20 protein-coding genes are annotated in these 18099 nt (G+C 58.0%); 11 read left to right on the top strand and 9 right to left on the bottom strand.

Annotation, left to right across the window (positions count from 1 at the left end):
* Positions 1 to 46 precede the first annotated feature (46 nt).
* The 10 genes from ACRY08_RS11795 (at position 47) to ACRY08_RS11750 (ending at position 8095) form a co-directional block, all read left to right on the top strand.
* Complete coding sequence (locus ACRY08_RS11795) at positions 47 to 508, top strand: Rrf2 family transcriptional regulator (protein WP_432450123.1); 462 nt, start codon at positions 47 to 49, stop codon at positions 506 to 508.
* Positions 509 to 577: 69 nt separating this feature from the next.
* Positions 578 to 1621: a cysteine desulfurase family protein gene (locus tag ACRY08_RS11790; protein ID WP_432450122.1), complete on the top strand. Its 1044-nt coding sequence runs from the start codon at positions 578 to 580 to the stop codon at positions 1619 to 1621.
* 27 nt (positions 1622 to 1648) lie between these two features.
* Positions 1649 to 3172: a Fe-S cluster assembly protein SufB gene (gene sufB, locus ACRY08_RS11785; RefSeq protein WP_432450121.1), complete on the top strand. Its 1524-nt coding sequence runs from the start codon at positions 1649 to 1651 to the stop codon at positions 3170 to 3172.
* Positions 3172 to 3363: a hypothetical protein gene (locus ACRY08_RS11780; protein WP_432450120.1), complete on the top strand. Its 192-nt coding sequence runs from the start codon at positions 3172 to 3174 to the stop codon at positions 3361 to 3363. The genes sufB and ACRY08_RS11780 overlap by 1 nt, the downstream gene beginning before the upstream one ends.
* Before the next feature lie 9 nt (positions 3364 to 3372).
* Positions 3373 to 3684, top strand: a complete 312-nt coding sequence (locus ACRY08_RS11775) for a heavy metal-binding domain-containing protein (RefSeq protein WP_432450119.1) — start codon at positions 3373 to 3375, stop codon at positions 3682 to 3684.
* 11 nt (positions 3685 to 3695) lie between these two features.
* Positions 3696 to 4454 carry a Fe-S cluster assembly ATPase SufC gene (sufC, locus tag ACRY08_RS11770; RefSeq protein WP_432450118.1) on the top strand — a complete coding sequence of 253 codons (759 nt, stop codon included), beginning with the start codon at positions 3696 to 3698 and terminating at the stop codon, positions 4452 to 4454.
* On the top strand, positions 4451 to 5740 hold the full coding sequence (locus ACRY08_RS11765) for a SufB/SufD family protein (protein ID WP_432450117.1): 1290 nt from the start codon (positions 4451 to 4453) through the stop codon (positions 5738 to 5740). The genes sufC and ACRY08_RS11765 overlap by 4 nt, the downstream gene beginning before the upstream one ends.
* Before the next feature lie 18 nt (positions 5741 to 5758).
* Positions 5759 to 6262, top strand: coding sequence for a YIP1 family protein (locus ACRY08_RS11760; protein ID WP_432450116.1), 504 nt, complete (start codon positions 5759 to 5761; stop codon positions 6260 to 6262).
* Positions 6263 to 6291: 29 nt separating this feature from the next.
* Positions 6292 to 6861 carry a YIP1 family protein gene (locus tag ACRY08_RS11755; RefSeq protein ID WP_432450115.1) on the top strand — a complete coding sequence of 190 codons (570 nt, stop codon included), beginning with the start codon at positions 6292 to 6294 and terminating at the stop codon, positions 6859 to 6861.
* A 13-nt stretch (positions 6862 to 6874) separates the two neighbouring features.
* A complete protein-coding gene (locus ACRY08_RS11750) occupies positions 6875 to 8095 on the top strand; it encodes a cysteine desulfurase (protein ID WP_432450114.1) in 1221 nt (406 codons plus the stop codon).
* A 12-nt stretch (positions 8096 to 8107) separates the two neighbouring features.
* Here ACRY08_RS11750 and ACRY08_RS11745 read toward each other — a convergent pair whose 3' ends face one another.
* The 8 genes from ACRY08_RS11745 to guaA form a co-directional block, all read right to left on the bottom strand.
* Complete coding sequence (locus ACRY08_RS11745) at positions 8108 to 8725, bottom strand: TetR/AcrR family transcriptional regulator (protein ID WP_432450113.1); 618 nt, start codon at positions 8723 to 8725, stop codon at positions 8108 to 8110.
* The gene (ppk2, locus tag ACRY08_RS11740; RefSeq protein ID WP_432450112.1) at positions 8718 to 9599 is read right to left on the bottom strand and encodes a polyphosphate kinase 2; all 882 of its coding nucleotides are present in this window, start codon (positions 9597 to 9599) and stop codon (positions 8718 to 8720) included. The genes ACRY08_RS11745 and ppk2 overlap by 8 nt, the downstream gene beginning before the upstream one ends.
* Positions 9600 to 9656: 57 nt before the next feature.
* Complete coding sequence (gene metA, locus ACRY08_RS11735) at positions 9657 to 10595, bottom strand: homoserine O-acetyltransferase MetA (protein WP_432450111.1); 939 nt, start codon at positions 10593 to 10595, stop codon at positions 9657 to 9659.
* A gap of 46 nt (positions 10596 to 10641) precedes the next feature.
* Positions 10642 to 11502: an ATPase gene (locus tag ACRY08_RS11730; protein ID WP_432450110.1), complete on the bottom strand. Its 861-nt coding sequence runs from the start codon at positions 11500 to 11502 to the stop codon at positions 10642 to 10644.
* A 122-nt stretch (positions 11503 to 11624) separates the two neighbouring features.
* Positions 11625 to 12680, bottom strand: coding sequence for an OmpP1/FadL family transporter (locus ACRY08_RS11725; RefSeq protein ID WP_432450109.1), 1056 nt, complete (start codon positions 12678 to 12680; stop codon positions 11625 to 11627).
* A 297-nt stretch (positions 12681 to 12977) separates the two neighbouring features.
* A complete protein-coding gene (locus ACRY08_RS11720; RefSeq protein WP_432450108.1) occupies positions 12978 to 13829 on the bottom strand; it encodes a DMT family transporter in 852 nt (283 codons plus the stop codon).
* 2 nt (positions 13830 to 13831) lie between these two features.
* Positions 13832 to 14119: a putative quinol monooxygenase gene (locus ACRY08_RS11715; RefSeq protein ID WP_432450107.1), complete on the bottom strand. Its 288-nt coding sequence runs from the start codon at positions 14117 to 14119 to the stop codon at positions 13832 to 13834.
* A 250-nt stretch (positions 14120 to 14369) separates the two neighbouring features.
* Positions 14370 to 15929 (bottom strand): glutamine-hydrolyzing GMP synthase, encoded by a 1560-nt coding sequence (guaA, locus tag ACRY08_RS11710; RefSeq protein ID WP_432450106.1) that lies wholly within the window; start codon positions 15927 to 15929, stop codon positions 14370 to 14372.
* A gap of 183 nt (positions 15930 to 16112) precedes the next feature.
* Between guaA and ACRY08_RS11705 the strand changes: the two genes are divergently transcribed.
* Complete coding sequence (locus ACRY08_RS11705) at positions 16113 to 17651, top strand: trimethylamine methyltransferase family protein (protein WP_432450105.1); 1539 nt, start codon at positions 16113 to 16115, stop codon at positions 17649 to 17651.
* A 104-nt stretch (positions 17652 to 17755) separates the two neighbouring features.
* On the opposite strand, the gene ACRY08_RS11700 is transcribed toward ACRY08_RS11705, so the two are convergent.
* Entirely contained in the window at positions 17756 to 18049 is a 294-nt protein-coding gene (locus tag ACRY08_RS11700) for a DUF6477 family protein (RefSeq protein WP_432450104.1), read from the bottom strand.
* Between the last annotated feature and the right edge of the window lie 50 nt (positions 18050 to 18099).

Raw genomic sequence — 18099 nt, 5'->3', positions numbered from 1 at the left:
CTAGTGGGCGCTGCTCAAAAGGTCAATGTTTTTACGGGGGTTCGAGATGAAGCTGTCAACAAAGGGACGCTATGCAATGGTCGCTCTGGCTGATTTGGCCATGCAGGATCAGCAGGCGCTTTTGTCGCTGACGGATTTGTCAAAACGGCAAGATATTTCGCTGCCCTATCTGGAGCAGCTTTTTGTAAAGCTGCGCCGGGCCGGGCTGGTGGACAGTGTGCGCGGGCCGGGGGGCGGGTATAAGCTGGCGCGCCCTGCATCGGAAATCAGGGTGTCGGAAATCCTTGAAGCCGTGGATGAAACCGTGTCTGCCATGCACAAAGGAGCAGGGGCGTCTGGCGCATCCTCGGGGTCGCGCGCGCAGTCGATGACCAACCGTCTTTGGGAAGGTCTGTCGGCACATGTCTATGTCTTCCTGCACCAAACGCGCCTGTCTGACGTGGTCAAGAACGAGCTGACGCCATGTCCTGCGGTTCCAACATTGTTTGCCGTGGTGGACGAGGACTAAGCCGCTTCGCGGCGATTTGAGGCCTCTGGCAGAGGTATTTTGAACAAGAAAATGAAAGAGGCGCACCCCGTGAGCCGAACCTATCTGGATTGGAATGCCACGACGCCTTTGCGGTGTGAAGCGCGCGACGCCATGGTCGCGGCGATGGAACTTGTGGGCAATCCGTCGTCGGTGCATGCCGAGGGACGTGCCGCCAAAGGGCTGATCGAGCGGGCGCGAAAGGATATTGCGGCGGCGTTGGGGGCTGAAGGGGCGGATGTGATTTTCACCTCGTCCGCGACGGAAGCGGCTGCGTTGTTGTTGGCAGGGCGTGATGTTCATTGTGCGGGCATTGAACATGATGCGGTGCGGTCGTGGTGCGTCGAGGATCTGAAAATCTCGGCAGATGGGGCCGTTGTTGTCGACGATCCGAAGGCAAGCACCCTGCAGCTGGCGAATTCGGAAACCGGGATCATCCAGGACTTGCCGGACGGTGTCTTCTTGACGGATGCAACGCAGGGTTTTGGAAAAATTCCGTTTGCTTTCAATTGGTCCGGCGCCGCGGCTGCGATTGTTTCAGCACATAAGCTGGGCGGGCCAAAAGGGATTGGCGCGCTGGTCGTCAAGCGCGGCACAGAGATCGAAGCCCGGATCAAGGGGGGCGGTCAGGAAATGGGCCGCCGGTCGGGCACAGAGAATGTGATCGGCATCGCGGGATTTGCGGCGGCGGCGGTTGCAGCGCAACGCGATCTGGAGGCGGGTGTCTGGACGCGCGTGTCGAAACTTAGAAAGATTCTAGAAAACACCATTGCCGAATCTGTAAATAATACTATTTTTGTAGGGATTGATGCGAACAGGCTTCCCAATACCTCGTGTTTCATCACGCCTGGCTGGAAGGGTGAGACACAGGTCATGGTGATGGATCTGGCTGGATTTGCGGTTTCCGCAGGTTCGGCATGTTCATCCGGGAAGGTGAAATCCAGCGCCGCGCTTGCGGCAATGGGCTTTGACCGGGACCAAGCGGGATGTGCGTTGCGCGTCTCACTAGGGCCTTCGACGAGTGAGGATGAGGTGCGGGCATTTGCGGATGCCTGGCTTCGAGAATACGAAAAATTTCGGGCGCGTGGCGGGTAAACCGTGCGGGTCGGATGAAAGGACAAAATGGCCGGTGTTGATGAGCTGAACGTCAAGGATGGCGTTGAAGAAGAAACCGTTGAAGCGGTAAAGTCGCTGGCCGGCACGTATAAATACGGCTGGGAAACCGAGATCGAGATGGAATACGCCCCCAAAGGCGTAAACCCCGATATCGTGCGTCTAATCTCGGAAAAGAACGAAGAGCCCGAATGGATGACCGAATGGCGTCTTGAGGCGTTTGCGCGTTGGGAACAGTTGGAAGAACCGTCCTGGGCGCTTTTGAACTATCCCGAAATCGACTTTCAGGATCAGTATTATTACGCGCGCCCCAAGTCGATGGAAGAAAAGCCCAAGTCGCTGGACGATGTGGACCCCAAGCTTCTGGAAACTTACAAGAAACTGGGCATTCCGCTGAAAGAACAGATGATCCTGGCCGGTGTCGAAGGGGCTGAAGATGCACCTGCGGAAGGCCGCAAGGTTGCGGTCGATGCGGTGTTTGACTCTGTCTCCGTGGGCACCACGTTCCAAAAGGAGCTGAAAGAGGCGGGGGTGATCTTCTGCTCGATCTCGGAAGCCATCCGCGAACACCCGGAACTGGTGAAGAAGTATCTGGGGTCGGTCGTGCCCGTGTCGGACAACTACTATGCGACGCTAAATTCGGCTGTCTTCTCGGACGGGTCGTTTGTCTATATTCCGCCAAACACCCGCTGCCCGATGGAGCTTTCGACCTATTTCCGCATCAACGCAGAGAACACCGGCCAGTTCGAACGCACGCTGATCATCGCCGATAAAGGCAGCTATGTCAGCTACTTGGAAGGCTGTACCGCGCCGCAGCGCGACACTGCTCAGCTGCATGCGGCCGTGGTGGAAATCATCGTCGAAGAAGACGCCGAGGTGAAATACTCGACCGTGCAGAACTGGTTCCCCGGCGACGAGGACGGCAAGGGCGGCATCTATAACTTCGTGACCAAGCGTGCGGATTGCCGCGGGGATCGGTCGAAAGTGATGTGGACGCAGGTGGAAACCGGATCGGCCGTCACCTGGAAGTACCCGTCCTGCATTCTGCGTGGGGCGGAAAGCCAGGGCGAGTTCTACTCGATCGCGATCACCAACAACCATCAGCAGGCCGATACCGGCACGAAGATGGTGCATCTGGGGCGCGATACGAAATCGCGCATCGTGTCCAAGGGCATCTCGGCAGGGGTGGCGCAAAACACCTATCGCGGGCTTGTATCGATGCACCCGAAGGCCAAGAACTCGCGCAACTATACGCAGTGTGACAGCTTGCTGATCGGCGACAAATGTGGGGCTCATACGGTGCCTTATATCGAGGTGAAGAACAACTCGTCGCGCGTCGAACACGAGGCAACCACGTCGAAGGTGGACGAGGAACAGATGTTCTATTGTCGCCAGCGCGGCATGGACGAAGAGGAGGCCGTGGCCCTGATCGTCAACGGCTTTGCCAAAGAGGTTCTGCAAGCCCTGCCGATGGAATTTGCCATGGAAGCTCAACAGCTTGTGGCTATTTCACTTGAGGGGTCGGTGGGCTGATGTCGACGCTTGCCACAGTGGAGCGCGTGTTGCCTTACGTGCTGCCGGCGATCGGTGGTGCGGCTGGGGTCATTTGGGTGAACACCCATAAAATGGACCAGCTGAACCCGATGATCTGGATCGGCGGCGGCATTCTTCTGGGCTTTGTCACCGCAAAACTGGCATTGAGCCTGCTTTCACGGATCGGATAGGAGCGCGCCATGATCATCACAACCACCCCGTCAGTTGAAGGCCATCCCATCACCAAATATCACGGCATCGCCGTGGGGGAAGCCATCTTGGGGGCCAACGTATTCCGGGACGTCTTTGCGGCGATCACGGACATCGTGGGGGGGCGCTCGGGCGCTTATGAACAAGAGCTTGGCAAGGCCCGTCAGGTGGCCTTGGACGAATTGGAAGAGCGCGCCCGCGACATGGGCGCCAACGCGGTCGTGGGTGTGGACCTCGACTATGAAGTGATCAACAACATGCTGATGGTGTCGGCCTCGGGCACGGCTGTCACTGTTTCGTAAGGACGATAAAGATGCTGAAAATCAACAACCTGCACGTCAAACTTGAAGAAGAAGATAAGCAGATTCTCAAGGGGGTCGACCTTGAAGTGCCCGCAGGCAAAGTACATGCGATCATGGGGCCGAACGGCTCGGGTAAATCCACCCTGTCATATGTTTTGTCGGGGCGTGACGGGTATGAAGTGACCGAAGGCGACGCCACGTTGGACGGCGAAGAGCTTTTGGACATGGAACCGGAAGAGCGCGCGGCGGCGGGTCTGTTTCTGGCCTTCCAATACCCGGTTGAAATCCCCGGTGTGGGCAACATGACCTTCTTGCGCACGGCCGTGAACGCTCAACGCAAGGCGCGTGGCGAAGAGGAAATGTCGGCAGCCGACTTCCTGAAGTTTGTGCGTGCCAAGGCCAAGGACCTGAAAATCGACGCCGACATGCTGAAGCGCCCGGTGAATGTCGGCTTCTCGGGTGGCGAGAAAAAGCGCAACGAAATCCTGCAGATGGCCATGTTGGAACCCAAGATGTGCATTCTGGACGAAACGGACAGCGGTCTTGATGTCGATGCGATGAAGCTGGTGTCCGAAGGGGTAAATGCTCTGCGCAATGAAGGTCGCGCCTTCCTTGTGATCACCCACTATCAGCGCCTGCTGGACCATATCAAACCCGATGTCGTGCATATCATGGCAGCTGGCCGGATTGTGAAATCCGGCGGGCCTGAATTGGCGCTTGAGGTCGAACAAAACGGCTATGCGGATATTCTTGCGGAGATCGACGCATGAGCACAGCTGAGAAACAAAACGCTGCCGTGATTTCTGCTTCCGCGCGCCCCGGCTCGGGCGTTTGGGCGGCAGATGCGCGCGAACAGGCAGCTGCGCGACTGGCGCAAATGGGTCTGCCGACACGCCGTGACGAATATTGGAAATGGACCCGTCCAGACAGCCTGATCGCGGCGGCTCCCAGCCCGGCCAAGGTGTTTGACTACGGCGGTGAATCCCCCGTGTTTGACGACGTTGATCGGTTGAAAGTCGTCTTTGTCGATGGCGTGTTCGATCCCGATGCCTCTGACGAGTTCGACGGGGAAGGGATTGAAATCGAACGCCTTTCGGACGCGGCGGCCAAAGATATCCATTGGGCCAAAGACCTCTATGGCGTGTTGGAAGCGGCTGGTCAGACACCTGTTACCCGCCCCTTGGCCGCCCATAACACGGCGATGGCCAGCGATGGGGTTGTGATCCGCGTGACTGGTCAGGTCTCGCGCCCCGTCAGCCTGATTTACCGCCACGAGGATGCAGCATCTGACGCGAGCCTGCACCATGTGATCAAGCTGGAAGAGGGCGCAAAGCTTACCTTGCTTGAAAACGGTGCCGCCGCGGCCCGCTTTTCCAGCGTGACCGAGGTCGATGTGGCCGCCCGGGCTGAATTCCACCATGTACGCGCGCAGGGGCGCGATCATGAACGGCAGGCCGTCACCCATATGTTTGCGCGCCTGTCAGACAAATCGGTTTTCAAAAGCTTCACCATGACGGTGAATGGCAGGTTGACCCGCAATGAATGTGTGCTGGAGCTGTTGGGCGATGACGCCATCGCGCATGTGGCCGGGGCTGCGTTGGGGGATGGGGCCGCGGGTGATTTTCACCACGATGATACCGTTTTCATCACCCATGACGCCGTGGCTTGTGAAAGCCGGCAGGTCTTTAAGAAGGTGCTGAAAAACGGCGCAAAAGGCGTGTTTCAGGGCAAGATCCTGGTCAAGCCGGACGCGCAGAAAACCGATGGTTACCAGAAGTCTCAGTCGCTTTTGCTGGACGACGATGCAAGCTTTCAGGCCAAGCCAGAGCTGGAAATCTATGCCGATGACGTGATCTGTTCACATGGCTCGACCACCGGTGCGATTGACGAAGAGGCGCTGTTTTATTTGCAGTCGCGCGGCGTGCCGACCCCCATCGCCACCGATCTTCTGGTGTTGGCATTCCTTGCCGACGCGATTGAAGAAATCGAAGACGAAGGGATTGCAGAAGAGATCACGACCCGGCTGGAAGGCTGGCTCGCGCGGCGCAGGGGCTGAACGCCAAAGGGGGCCGGCATGTCGGTTTTTCAGGATGTGCTCAGAAGCTATCGCACACCGCGTCGCGTTTTTCGCGAACGGCTTGGTGTGGGCACGCGAGAAGACCGCGCGCTGGCCATCTTGATGTTTGCCTGCCTGCTGGTCTTTGCTGCCCAGATGCCCCGATTGGCGCGGCAGGCGCATGAAACCGGCGAGGACTTGAATATCCTGCTGGGGGCTGTGCTGCTTGGCTGGGTCTTTATCATGCCGCTTGTGCTTTATGCGCTTGGGACGGCGACGCATGTGATTGCAAAGCTTTTCAAAGCCAATACCACCAGCTACGGCGCGCGGTTTGCGCTGTTCTGGGCATTGCTTTGCGCCACGCCGCTGTGGCTGCTTTGGGGGCTTGTGGCCGGGTTTATAGGGCCGGGCGTGCAAATGAGCCTTGTGGGCCTGATTGCGCTTTCCGTGTTTGTATTGTTCTGGTCGCTCAACCTGCGCGAAGCCGCGCGACCAAACCCTGTTGTGACCGAGGCCGCCTAATGCGATTTGAACCGGGATATCTTTTTGGGATGGCGCTTCAAACGCTGCCCGAACCGCGCAAAGTGGCCCGCGATCTGTTTGCGCTTGGGCTGGCACGCGCGACCCTCTGGACCGCGCTTTTGTTGCTGGTTGTTCTGGCCACTGCCTTTTCGGTCCTGACCGATCTGCTCTTTCCCACGGATACCAAGATGTTCGGCCCGGTCATGTCCAGCCCGATCACCATGGGACTGCTTGAGGCCTGGTTCATGTTCGGGCTGGCATGGGGGATCTTTGCCATTGGCCGCCTGTTTGGCGGGCAGGGCACGCTGGAGCAGGCCATCACAACGGTGATCTGGATGGAATTTCTGTTCCTTGGGCTGCAAATTGGCACAGTCATCCTGTCACTTTTCGCGCCCGGGCTTGCCCTGATCCTTATGATGGCCTCGATGTTCATCTTTTTCTGGGTCCTGAGCCATTTCACCGCCGAAAGCCATGGGTTCCAATCCACCGGGTTGGTTTTTGCAGGGATACTGACCTTCCTGATCCTGGCGGTTTTCGCGCTTTCTTTTGTGCTTGTGCTGGCGGGCGTTGAACCTGTCACCCTGCCTGTCGCCAATTGATCGGACCGAGAAGATGTTTGATATCCAGAAGATCCGCGCCGAGTTTCCGATCCTGTCACGAGAGGTGAACGGCCAGCCGCTATGTTATCTTGATAACGGTGCATCGGCGCAAAAGCCGCAGGTGGTCATTGATGCGATCACACGGGGATACGCCGAAGAATATTCGAATGTTCACAGGGGTTTGCACTATCTTTCCAACCTGTCGACGGAACGCTACGAGGCCGTGCGCGGCATCGTTGCCCGCTTTTTGAACGCAGGCTCGCAAGACGAGATCATCTTCAATTCGGGCACCACCGAGGGCATCAACCTTGTGTCCTACGCATGGGCCGCGCCGCGCATGCAGGCAGGTGACGAGATCATCCTGTCGACCATGGAGCATCACGCAAATATCGTACCGTGGCATTTCCTGCGCGAGCGTCAGGGTGTGGTGCTGAAATGGGTGGACCCGGCGCCTGACGGATCGCTTGATGCTGATGCGGTTCTGGCAGCAATCACCCCGCGCACAAAGCTGATCACGGTCACGCATTGTTCCAATGTTTTGGGCACGGTTGTGGATGTGAAAGCGATCTCGGCCGGGGCGCGGGCGCAGGGTGTGCCGGTTCTGGTGGATGGTTCGCAGGGGGCAGTGCATATGCCCGTGGATGTGCAGGATATCGGCTGTGATTTCTACGCCATCACCGGCCACAAGCTTTATGGACCCTCGGGGTCAGGTGCGATCTATATCCGCGCCGATCGACAGGCAGAGATGCAGCCGTTCTTTGGCGGTGGTGACATGATCAACGAGGTAACAAAAGAGGCGGTCACCTATGCGGCCCCACCGCTGAAATTCGAAGCCGGCACGCCGGGCATAGTGCAGACCATCGGAATGGGGGCAGCCCTTGAGTATCTGATGGATTTGGGCATGGAGGCTGTTGCGGCGCATGAAGCGGATCTGGCTGCTTATGCGCAGGACCGGTTGTCGGGGCTGAATTGGGTGAACGTGCAGGGGCACGCGCCGGGCAAGGCCGCGATCTTTTCCCTGACGATGGAGGGGGCGGCGCATGCTCATGATATCTCGACCATTCTGGACAAGAAGGGCATCGCCGTCAGGGCCGGGCATCACTGCGCCAAACCGTTGATGGAGCATCTTGGCGTCGCGGCCACGGCGCGCGCCTCCTTTGGGCTTTATAACACCCGGGACGAGGTGGATCGTCTGATCGAAGGGCTGGAGCTGTGCCACAAGCTGTTGGCTTGATGGCGCCTGTGATCACCCATCTGGTTTGATTAACCCAAGCCCGCGCAGGTAGATGCCGATGCCGCTTTCCAGCAGCTCGTCGGGGGGGAAGGGGCTTTTTTGCCCCGGACTGCCGCGCCCGAACAGCTCGACCACGCCGTGGCTCATGGCCCAGATATGGGCGCTGACCATACGCGCCGGGGGGCGTTGATCTTCGGGCATGTTTTCGGTCAGTTTTCCTGCGGCTTTTTCCAGCACGCCCATGGCGCGCGATGACACCATGGCAAGCTCTGGCGAGTGATTGACCGAAATCCCGCTTTCAAACATGGAAATATAGTGACCGGGATATTTGCGGGCGAAGGCCAGATAGGCGCGACCGGTGGCCTCGAAACTGGCCAGTGCCGAAGGTTGGCCTTTGTCATAGGCAAATTCCATCAGGTCGGCAAAAATCTCATACCCCTGGCGGGCGGCCTCGGCGATCAGATCTTCACGCCCGGCGAAATGCCGATAGACAGCGGCGGGGGTCACGCCCGCTTGTTTCGCGGCCTCGGACAGGGTGAAGCCGGTGGGGCCTTTCTCTTCAATCAGGGAAAGGGCCGCATCAACCAAAGCCTGACGCAGATTGCCGTGATGATAGCCGCGCTTAGCCATCGTCGCCGCCGGTCCAGATCTCGGGTCCGCCACAGATCAGGCTGTCTGGAGCTGTTGCAACATTCCCGTCTTTACCCGCGTAATCAATGCCTTGAAGGACAGCTTTCAGCGCAGACAGACGCGCGCGCCGTTTGTCGTCAGACCGAATGACCGTCCAGGGGGCGACGTCGCGATGGCTATTGTCAAAGGTTTCGCGGATGGCGTCGGAATAGGCGTCCCAGCGGTTCAAACCTTCGACATCAATCCAGCTAAGCTTCCATTGCTTCAGCGGGTCTTTTTCGCGGGCCAGAAAGCGCCGCAGCTGTTCGGCCCGACCGACATTGAGCCAGATCTTGACGAAATGGATGCCCTCGTCGACCAGCATATCTTCAAACTCGGGCAATTGGCGAAAGAAGGCTGCGCGTTCTTTGTCCGTGCAGAAGTCAAAAACCTTTTCGACAACACCGCGATTATACCAGCTGCGGTCAAACAGGACGATTTCACCTTCGGTGGGCAAATGTTTGACATAGCGTTGAAAATACCACTCGCCCGCTTCACGGTCAGACGGTTTGGACAGCGCCACGATCCGTGCGACCCGCGGGTTCAGGTTCTCGCGAAAGCGCTTGATCGTGCCACCCTTTCCGGCCGCATCGCGCCCCTCAAACACCACAACGACCCGTTTGCCCGTGGCTTTGACATCTGCCTGCAGTTTCACAAGTTCCAGCTGAAGGGCTTCCAGCTCGTCTTCATAAAGGCCTTTGTCCATCGGGGCATCATAAGGGTAGTCCGCCGCCAGGATGTCCTTCTTTGACGCCCCCTTGATGGCCGCGCGCACCGCTTTCGGGGCGGTGTCGTGATAGAACTTTGAAATGGCACCATCAAAGGGCAGAGACATACGCAAACTCCTGATTTCACGCCATTATGCGTGAGGTCACCCGTTTTGGCAATCGCCTCAGACCCGGCGGTCCTTGACCGTTTTGCCAATCTGGCTGATGTCATATGGCGTGGTCAGATACATCTCGCTGATCCAGTTCTGGTAAAGCAGATGAGCATGACTGCGCCAGCGATTTTCGGGCGTTTTGCTGGGGTCATCGTCGGGATAGTAATTCATCGGCACATTGATCGGCGCGCCCTTGGCCTTGTCGCGGTCATATTCGCCTTTCAGGGTGCCATCATCATATTCGAAATGATTGAAGATATAGAGCGCGCGATGGGCTTTGTCTTCGATCAGACACGGGCCGGTTTCGTCTGACCCAAGCAAGGTTTTCAAACCCTCTGCTGCATCAACTTCGGCTTGTTTCATTTCCGTCCAACGGCTGACGGGAACCACGCAACTGTCTGAAAAGCCGCGAAGATAGGGCGAAGACGTGGCCAGGTTCTTTTGCGGAAAACAGCCAAATGCCTTGGCATCCAGCATATGTTTCTGAACCCCGTGGAAGTGATAGATCATCGCCATCCCGCCCCAGCAAACGCCGAAGGTGGAATGCACATTGGTCTGGGTCCAGTCCAGAATTTGGGTCAGCTCATCCCAATAGGTGACCTTCTCAAAGGGCAGGTGTTCGATGGGCGCGCCGGTGATGATCAACCCGTCGAACTTCTGATCCTTGACCTCTTCCCAGGGTTGGTAGAAGGCGCCGATATGCGCTTCGCTGGTGTTTTTCGAGATATGCTCCGACGGGCGCAGCAATGTCAGCTCAATCTGCATCGGATGCGACCCGATCAGACGGGCAAATTGCGTCTCGGTCTCGATCTTCTTGGGCATCAGGTTCAAGAGCGCAATCCGCATCGGGCGGATGTCCTGCTTGGCGGCCTGATCCTCGGGCATGACCATCACGCCTTCGTCCTTCAGCACATCCACGGCTGGCAGGGTCGAGGGGATCTTGATGGGCATGGTCTGGGTCCTTTTACGAGATGACTAGGAAATAGATGGGTGGTGATCAGGCGGCGTCAATAGCGGCAGCAATCATCCGGTCGAAATCGGCCGCGGTTTTTATCTGGGCGACCTCGTGAGCACAGAGTGACACCCCGTAGCGCGCCATGTGGCTGTAGAGCGGCTGACGATGCGCCAAGGCCTGAGCATAGGTCCAGCGGATGAAGCTGTCAGGATCAACGTCTTCCTCTTTCATGCTGAATTCGCTTAGATATTTATCCCATGCCTGCACAAGGAACTCCGGCTGATAGGCCATGGGCTTGGGCGCGCGGTCAAAGCGACGGACCAGCTCTTTCGTATGAGCGTCGTCGCCTTTCAGCCAGACCAGAAGGCAGTGTTTCGACAGCTCTTTGATCAGGGGATCGTTTTCACCCAGAGCCGGGTCGATCCACTCACAGATCGAACCGCCGCTGTCGCAGATGAAATGCGCATAGCCATAGATGCGCTCTGCACGATCAATGAAGCTGGGCGTGTCCATCAGCGCGGCGATTTCAGCCTGTTTGAACTGCTCCTGCCGGCGGCGGTATTCACCTATCGGAAGCCCACCTTTGGCAACATCGCCGGGCTTGCCCAGATAGGTGGCCACGGGGGTGAGGTTGTCAAAGCTGATTTTCGAGCTGATGCGGATCGAATCCGTCATCAAAAGCTCGCGCAGGAAGGGCACTTTCATGGCCTCGGCCTTGAAGTTATCCGCGATATGCTCGCCCATATAGCGGGTGCCGATGCGATAATCCGCAGAATAGTGAAACCAGTCGCCTTGGTCGCGCAGCAGGTTGGACAGATAGGTTTTGCCCAGACCTGACATGCCAAAGAAAAGCACGCGTTTATGCGTGGCTGAATTCCAATCTGATGCGGTTTTGTAAAGCATGGCCGACCTCGGGCTGTTTCAGCCTTTGGTAAAGGGCGCGGCTGGGCGGGTCAAACCCTAGACGACAAAAAGAAAACGCCCCGCGCGGGGGCAGGGCGTTTTCAGCATTTTCATTGAGAGGATCAGAAGCCGATCCCGATGCTCAGACCTGCCGAAAGCGCGTTGCCTTCGAAGGGCACACCGTTGACCACTTTCTCGTCAAAGACCGTATAGCGCACACCGCCCGAGATTTTCATGTTCTCATGGGTGTAGGTTGCGCCCAGACCGATTGACTTTGACGACCCGGCAGGTGCCAGGAAGGTGGTGCCGGTGGAGGCGCCTTCTTCGTAGCCAAGGGTCATGGCGATCGACCAGTTGTCATTCAGCTTGCGACCGATACCCAGCTCGTAGCTGGTCACGTCGTCCACGAAGTTCACCCAGTTTACAGTGCCGAGCGCGCTGGTGGTGTTGAGCGAGATGCCATCATATTTCGCGTGACGGATCGAACCGAACAGCAGCGTGTTTTGTGCAATGCCGGTCTGGAAATCCAAGTTGAACGCTTCGGGCATGGACACTGTTCCAGTGGCGGCGGTCGAAATGCCAGCCGGGAACAGCGGGTGCGCGCCGGGCGGCAGCGCATGGGTGCCGGTCAGCGTGTGGTCGATGCCCGAGAAATAGGTCAGGGCGACACGCAGAGCGATTTCGGGCTTTTCATAGGCCACACCGGCCACGCCACCCCATTCACGATCGCTTTCTGCTTCCAGAAGACCGCTGCCGGTCAGAAGGCTGCCAGAGAGTTTCTGGCCGAACACACCACCATGAACCGAAAAGCCGTTGCCCAGTTCATAGCGCAAAAGGCCTGTGATCTGCTGGCTGTCGATAAAGGCATAGCCGCCAGCCACGGGGCCATCAATATACTGGATGTCCGCGCCATAGGGCTGGTCATAGATCAGCGCAAAGCTGAGCTTTTCGTTGAATTGCTGTTTATAGCCGAACGAAAAGGTTGAGAACGACGTCGCGGATTGCGAGGTGTTCGTTACATCGCTGGTGATGTCAGGGCTGACATTGGCAAAGCTGAACTTGAAGTGATTGCCTTCCTCGAACAGGACAGAGATGTCCTGGCCCGAGCGGTCAATGCCTGCGTGCGCCCCGGTTGCCGCAGCGGTCACGAGAGCGGTCGTGAGTGCGAGTTTTTTCATTTTTCCTCCCCTTGGAACTGGTACCACATGCTTGATGCACATGTGCAATGACAGAAACCGTAGGGGGCGGCTTGGAATTGGGTCAATATTTACCTTGGGTAAGGAGTTCCCGACCCCCTTTGTGACGTTACGATAGATGTGAAATTGCAACGAAATCAGGCTGAATTTGGTGTTTTGACGCTTTGCGGGCTTATAAACCCTAAAGCGTTTCGGTTTTAATCTGGGACAGGGGAAAACCGAAACGCGGTAAGAGACATCAATGTCGTGGGCGTTTCGGAATAAGCACGTGCCTCAAGTTTATCCGAAACGCTTCAGATTGATCAGGTTGCCTGCAATGATCAGGGCCGCGCCCAAGGCAAGGCTCCAGCCCACAGATTCATCATAGAACAGCGCGCCCACAAGCGCGATCAACGGCAATCTTGCGAAATCAATGGGAATGACAATCGACGCCGGGGCCAGTGTCAGCGCCCGCGTCAGGCATGTATGTGCGATCAATCCTGCCAACCCGATCAACACCAAAAGCGGGGCTGTGTGGGCCGTTGGCAGGGTGATATTGCCATCCCAGCCCGCCATAATGCCGCCCATGACAAGCTGGCTGCCGGTCAGCCATGCCAAAATCACCAATAGCCCGTTTGTCTGGGTGAGTTGCCGGGTGAATATCGCGGTCAAGGCGAAACAAATCGCGGCAAGCGCCACATAGACCGTGCCTGCAGACAGGCTGCTGGCGCCGGGTTGCACGATCACCATGACGCCTGCAAAGCCCAAAAGCACCGCAATCAGGCGGCGGCGGGTCAGATGGTCTTTGATCAGCAGGGGCGATAAGAGCACCACCCAGAGCGGCGAGGTAAACTCCAGCGCGAAAACCTGTGCCAATGGGATCAGGGTGACGGCCAGAAACCACAGGTTCTGTCCGGTGAAATGTGCTATGTTTCTAATGAGTTGCAGGCGCCAGTTCATGCAAAGCTCGTGCAGTTTGACGCGCTTTGCAAACAGCAGGGGGAAGACGATGAGAACCCCAACGGCAGAGCGGTAGAACATAAGCTCGAACGTATCGACCACGCCGCCCAGCTGGCGTCCGGCCACCGCCATGGCCGAGAAAGACAGGATAGAGCCAAGCATCCAGAGCGCGGCTTTCAACGTGGCAGGCATCGCTACAGTTCAGAGATCGCGTAGTGGCGCGCGAGCCCCGCGGTGATGTCCGCCCATGGCGAGGCGCCGGTGCGGGTCTGGTGGGCATCGAAAGCGTCCTTGTCCACAAACCGTTCGGAAACCGTAAACCGTCCGGGCACTTGCGGGTCTTCGTGCACCTCAAAAGACAGGCAGCCCGGTTCGGCACGGGTCAAAGCCACATGGTCGGGCAGGGCGGCGCGCACCGCGTCCAGCCGATCGGCAGGCACGTCGATATACCCGGTTAAAACAATGTTTGGTTTCCTGCTCATGACCAAGGGCTAGCAAGCCGCGCCCGGCTTGGCGAGGGGAAAAAGAAAACGCCGCCCACCTGGACGGCGTTTGCAATTCTGTAGCGCAACGGTTCATCAGGCAGAAGCCTTATCCCTGTGGGTCAGTGAGGTCGGTGCTGCAAATCGCACTACTGGATCAATTTTAGACCGTCCAACCTTCAGGCAAAGCCTTCAGGTGTTCGCCACTTGAATTTGTCCACTGGACAAATTCATCCCTGCGGGTCGTGGCTCACTCCCATTCAATCGTGCCGGGCGGTTTCGAGGTTACATCATAGGTGACGCGGTTGATGCCCTTCACCTCGTTGATGATGCGCGTGGCGGTTTCACCAAGGAACTCATGGCTGAACGGGTAATAATCCGCCGTCATCCCATCCACGGAGGTCACGGCACGCAGCGCGCAGGCATAGTCATAGGTGCGCCCGTCGCCCATCACGCCCACGGTGCGCACGGGCAGGATCGCAACGAAGGCCTGCCAGATCTCGTCATAGAGACCATGCTTGCGGATCTGGTCGATATAGACCGCATCCGCTTCGCGCAGGATATCGAGCTTGGCGCGGGTGATCTCTCCGGGGCAGCGGATCGCCAGACCCGGACCGGGGAAGGGATGGCGGCCGATGAAGCTTTGCGGCAGGCCAAGTTCGCGCCCCAAGGCACGCACTTCGTCCTTGAACAGCTCACGCAGCGGCTCGACCAGTTTCAGGCCCATCTTTTCAGGCAAGCCACCCACATTGTGATGCGACTTGATGGTCACCGAAGGACCGCCGGAAAAGCTCACCGATTCAATGACATCGGGGTAGAGCGTGCCTTGCGCCAGGAACTCGGCCCCGTCAATCGTGTCTGCGTGTTTCTGGAACACGTCGATGAAGAGCTTGCCGATGATCTTGCGCTTGGTTTCAGGGTCCGATTGCCCGTCCAGCTCGCCCAGAAACAGCTCCTGCTCATCCGCGTGAATGAGCTGCATGTTGTAATGGTCGCGGAACATGGTGACGACCTCTTCGGCCTCGCCTTTACGCAAAAGCCCGTGGTCAACAAAGACGCAGGTCAGCTGATCGCCGATCGCCTCGTGGATCAGGACCGCCGCGACCGAGCTGTCAACGCCGCCCGACAGACCACAGATCACCTTCTTGTCGCCCACCTGTTCGCGGATCACGCGAATGGCTTCCTCGCGGTAAGCGCCCATGGTCCAGTCGCCTTTGAAACCGGCCAGTTTTACGAATTGCTCGTAAAGCTTCGCGCCATTGGGCGTGTGGTGCACTTCGGGGTGGAACTGAACCGCATAGAAATGCCGGTCCACATCCGCGGTGATCGCGAAGGGGGCGTTGGGAGAGGTGCCATAGACCTCGAACCCCGGTGCGATTTCGCTCACGTGATCGCCGTGGCTCATCCAGACCTGTTCGTCACCATCCTCGAACCAACCCTCCAGCAGGTCCAGCTTGGCCTTGGGCGTCACATAGGCGCGGCCAAATTCGGCGGTGCCATGTCCGCTTTCCACTTTGCCCCCAAGTTGGGTCATCATGGTCTGCTGACCATAGCAGATGCCCAGGATCGGCACGCCATAGTCGAAGATTTCCTGCGGTGCGCGGGGCGATCCCTCGCGGGTCACGCTGTCAGGCCCGCCCGAGAAGATCACCGCTTTGGGTGCCATCTCGCGCACGAAGTCCATCGTGACGTTCTGATAGGGGTGGATTTCGCAATAGACGTTCAGCTCGCGAAGGCGGCGCGCAATCAGCTGCGTCACCTGGCTGCCAAAGTCGATGATAAGAAGGCGGTCGTGGCTCTGATCTGTCATGTTGACCGATTAGGGCAGGGGGCGGGTTTGCGCAAGGGTGTGCGGGGCAAACAGAAGGCAAAATGTGAAATTTCCGACAGGATGCTGCGGAATGTCGTTTTTGGTCCTGCATGGCCGCTTGGGGACAGACTTGGCCCGTCACGCAATCTATCAAGGTTTCAACAGGACAAATGGAGGTTTCCCATGGCCGAGGCCCGGACGCGTCGTCGCGGAGGCGGTGGCGCTGCACGTCGCGCAGAACGCACTGCAGTGAAGATCGAATGCGCGAAATATATCACGCGCAATATCCCCAATCTGGAGATTCTCAACGAAGAAGCGATGGAGATCATCGAATACAACGCCGAAACGGTGTTGGAAGAGATCGGTGTGAACTTCGTCGAAAATCCGGGGGCGCTTGCGCGCTGGAAAGAGGCGGGCGCAGATGTTGATGGCGAACGCGTGCGTATCCCGCGTGGCCTGGCGCGTGAGCTGTGCAAAACGGCACCTTCAAGCTTCACCCAACATGCGCGCAACCCAGAACGCAATGTCGAAATTGGTGGCAAGAACCTTGTGCTTGCGCCGGTCTATGGCCCGCCCTTCGTGCGTGATGCGGATGGTGGTCGTCGCTATGCCACGATCGAGGATTTCCGCAACTTCGTGCGTCTGGGTTATATGTCCAAATACCTGCACCATTCCGGCGGCACCGTGTGCGAGCCGACCGATGTGCCGGTCAACAAGCGCCATTTGGACATGTTGCACGCCCATATGACCCTGTCAGACAAGCCCTTCATGGGCTCGGTCACCGCGCCCGAACGCGCGCAGGACAGTGTTGATATGTGCGGTATCCTGTTTGGTCAGGATTTCGTGCAGCAAAACACGGTGATGACCTCGCTGATCAACATCAACTCGCCGATGCAGTTCGACGATGTGATGATGGGCGCGATGGAAGTGTTTGCCGCCAACAATCAGGCCTCGATCATCTCGCCCTTCATCGTGGGTGGTGCCATGGCGCCGGTGTCAGTGGCCGGCACGCTGACGCAGGTTCTGGCCGAGGTTCTGGCAGGCGTGGCCTATAGCCAGCTGATCCGCAAAGGCGCGCCCGTTGTGGCGGGTACCTTTGTCAGCTCGATCGACATGAATTCTGGCGCGCCGACCTTTGGTACACCCGAGGCGGCCAATGTCACCTATGGCGCGGGGCAGCTCTTCCGCCGTCTTGGTTTGCCTTATCGTTCGGCCGGGTCGTTCAACGGATCGAAACTGCCCGACGCTCAGGCGGCCTACGAAACCGCAAACAGCCTGAACACAGGGCTTCTGTCAGGTGTGAACTTCATGCTGCATTCGGCGGGCTGGCTGGAAGGCGGTCTGGTGGCGTCCTTTGAAAAGTTCGTGATGGACGCCGATCAGCTGGGCGTTTTGCATGGCATCGCCAAAGGCGTTGAAGTGGATGTGAACGGTCAGGCCATGGACGCCATTCGCGAGGTCGGGCCAGGCGGTCACTATCTGGGTTGCGAACACACGCAGGCGAACTTCAAATCCGCTTTCTGGCGCTCGGAACTGCTTGACTACAAGCCCTACGAGACATGGGAAGAGGAAGGGGCCCGCGACACGCAGGCGCTTGCCAAAGAGAAGGTCAAGAAGATGCTGTCGGACTACCAGGAGCCGTCCCTGGACCCGGGCATTGCCGAAGGGCTTCGCGATTATATCGCTGAGAAGAAGGCCTCGATGCCGGATGCATTCACCTGATCTGCCATGCAACTGGGGGTGTTCCACCTTCGTTCACATTGGTTAACCGGTTGGTAAGGGGGCTTAACGGCCCCCTTAGCTTTTTTATGGCATTTGGCGCGAAATCAGCCGTGCAAACCCTTCTGGGGCAGCAAACGCATCTCTGCCATCAGGGCGATCAGCACCTCGACATGGCGTGAAACGGAATAGCCTGCATCCCCCGCGCGACGCGTGTCTTCCAACCGGGCCTCTTCTTCCAACAGGCCGTCGACCGCATGTTCTGGGCTGGGGGTGAACGTGGATTTCATGAGCTTTTTCAGGTCTCTATCCCGATTGTAGTCGACCAGGCCAAAGCGTGCGGCGCGGACCAGAAGACGGGGGCGGCGCAGCTGGCTCAGAAGGTTCGATGCGTTCGACATTGGGGTATCCTTTCGCTGATTCCCCATCATCATGACTCAACCAGTGCGGG

The sequence above is a fragment of the Aliiroseovarius marinus genome (genome assembly GCF_050881025.1).
In the GTDB taxonomy this organism is placed as follows: domain Bacteria; phylum Pseudomonadota; class Alphaproteobacteria; order Rhodobacterales; family Rhodobacteraceae; genus Aliiroseovarius; species Aliiroseovarius marinus_A.
This window is presented reverse-complemented; position numbering and strand designations above follow the sequence as displayed.

Excerpts from the sequence above, each read along its gene's own strand:
- ACRY08_RS11795 (WP_432450123.1), top strand. The coding sequence starts at position 47 with ATGAAGCTGTCAACAAAGGGACGCTATGCAATGGTCGCTCTGGCTGAT.
- sufB (WP_432450121.1), top strand. The coding sequence starts at position 1,649 with ATGGCCGGTGTTGATGAGCTGAACGTCAAGGATGGCGTTGAAGAAGAA.
- ACRY08_RS11780 (WP_432450120.1), top strand. The coding sequence starts at position 3,172 with ATGTCGACGCTTGCCACAGTGGAGCGCGTGTTGCCTTACGTGCTGCCG.
- ACRY08_RS11775 (WP_432450119.1), top strand. The coding sequence starts at position 3,373 with ATGATCATCACAACCACCCCGTCAGTTGAAGGCCATCCCATCACCAAA.
- sufC (WP_432450118.1), top strand. The coding sequence starts at position 3,696 with ATGCTGAAAATCAACAACCTGCACGTCAAACTTGAAGAAGAAGATAAG.
- ACRY08_RS11765 (WP_432450117.1), top strand. The coding sequence starts at position 4,451 with ATGAGCACAGCTGAGAAACAAAACGCTGCCGTGATTTCTGCTTCCGCG.
- ACRY08_RS11760 (WP_432450116.1), top strand. The coding sequence starts at position 5,759 with ATGTCGGTTTTTCAGGATGTGCTCAGAAGCTATCGCACACCGCGTCGC.
- ACRY08_RS11755 (WP_432450115.1), top strand. The coding sequence starts at position 6,292 with ATGGCGCTTCAAACGCTGCCCGAACCGCGCAAAGTGGCCCGCGATCTG.
- ACRY08_RS11750 (WP_432450114.1), top strand. The coding sequence starts at position 6,875 with ATGTTTGATATCCAGAAGATCCGCGCCGAGTTTCCGATCCTGTCACGA.
- ACRY08_RS11745 (WP_432450113.1), bottom strand. The coding sequence starts at position 8,725 with ATGGCTAAGCGCGGCTATCATCACGGCAATCTGCGTCAGGCTTTGGTT.
- ppk2 (WP_432450112.1), bottom strand. The coding sequence starts at position 9,599 with ATGTCTCTGCCCTTTGATGGTGCCATTTCAAAGTTCTATCACGACACC.
- metA (WP_432450111.1), bottom strand. The coding sequence starts at position 10,595 with ATGCCCATCAAGATCCCCTCGACCCTGCCAGCCGTGGATGTGCTGAAG.
- ACRY08_RS11730 (WP_432450110.1), bottom strand. The coding sequence starts at position 11,502 with ATGCTTTACAAAACCGCATCAGATTGGAATTCAGCCACGCATAAACGC.
- ACRY08_RS11725 (WP_432450109.1), bottom strand. The coding sequence starts at position 12,680 with ATGAAAAAACTCGCACTCACGACCGCTCTCGTGACCGCTGCGGCAACC.
- ACRY08_RS11720 (WP_432450108.1), bottom strand. The coding sequence starts at position 13,829 with ATGCCTGCCACGTTGAAAGCCGCGCTCTGGATGCTTGGCTCTATCCTG.
- ACRY08_RS11715 (WP_432450107.1), bottom strand. The coding sequence starts at position 14,119 with ATGAGCAGGAAACCAAACATTGTTTTAACCGGGTATATCGACGTGCCT.
- guaA (WP_432450106.1), bottom strand. The coding sequence starts at position 15,929 with ATGACAGATCAGAGCCACGACCGCCTTCTTATCATCGACTTTGGCAGC.
- ACRY08_RS11705 (WP_432450105.1), top strand. The coding sequence starts at position 16,113 with ATGGCCGAGGCCCGGACGCGTCGTCGCGGAGGCGGTGGCGCTGCACGT.
- ACRY08_RS11700 (WP_432450104.1), bottom strand. The coding sequence starts at position 18,049 with ATGTCGAACGCATCGAACCTTCTGAGCCAGCTGCGCCGCCCCCGTCTT.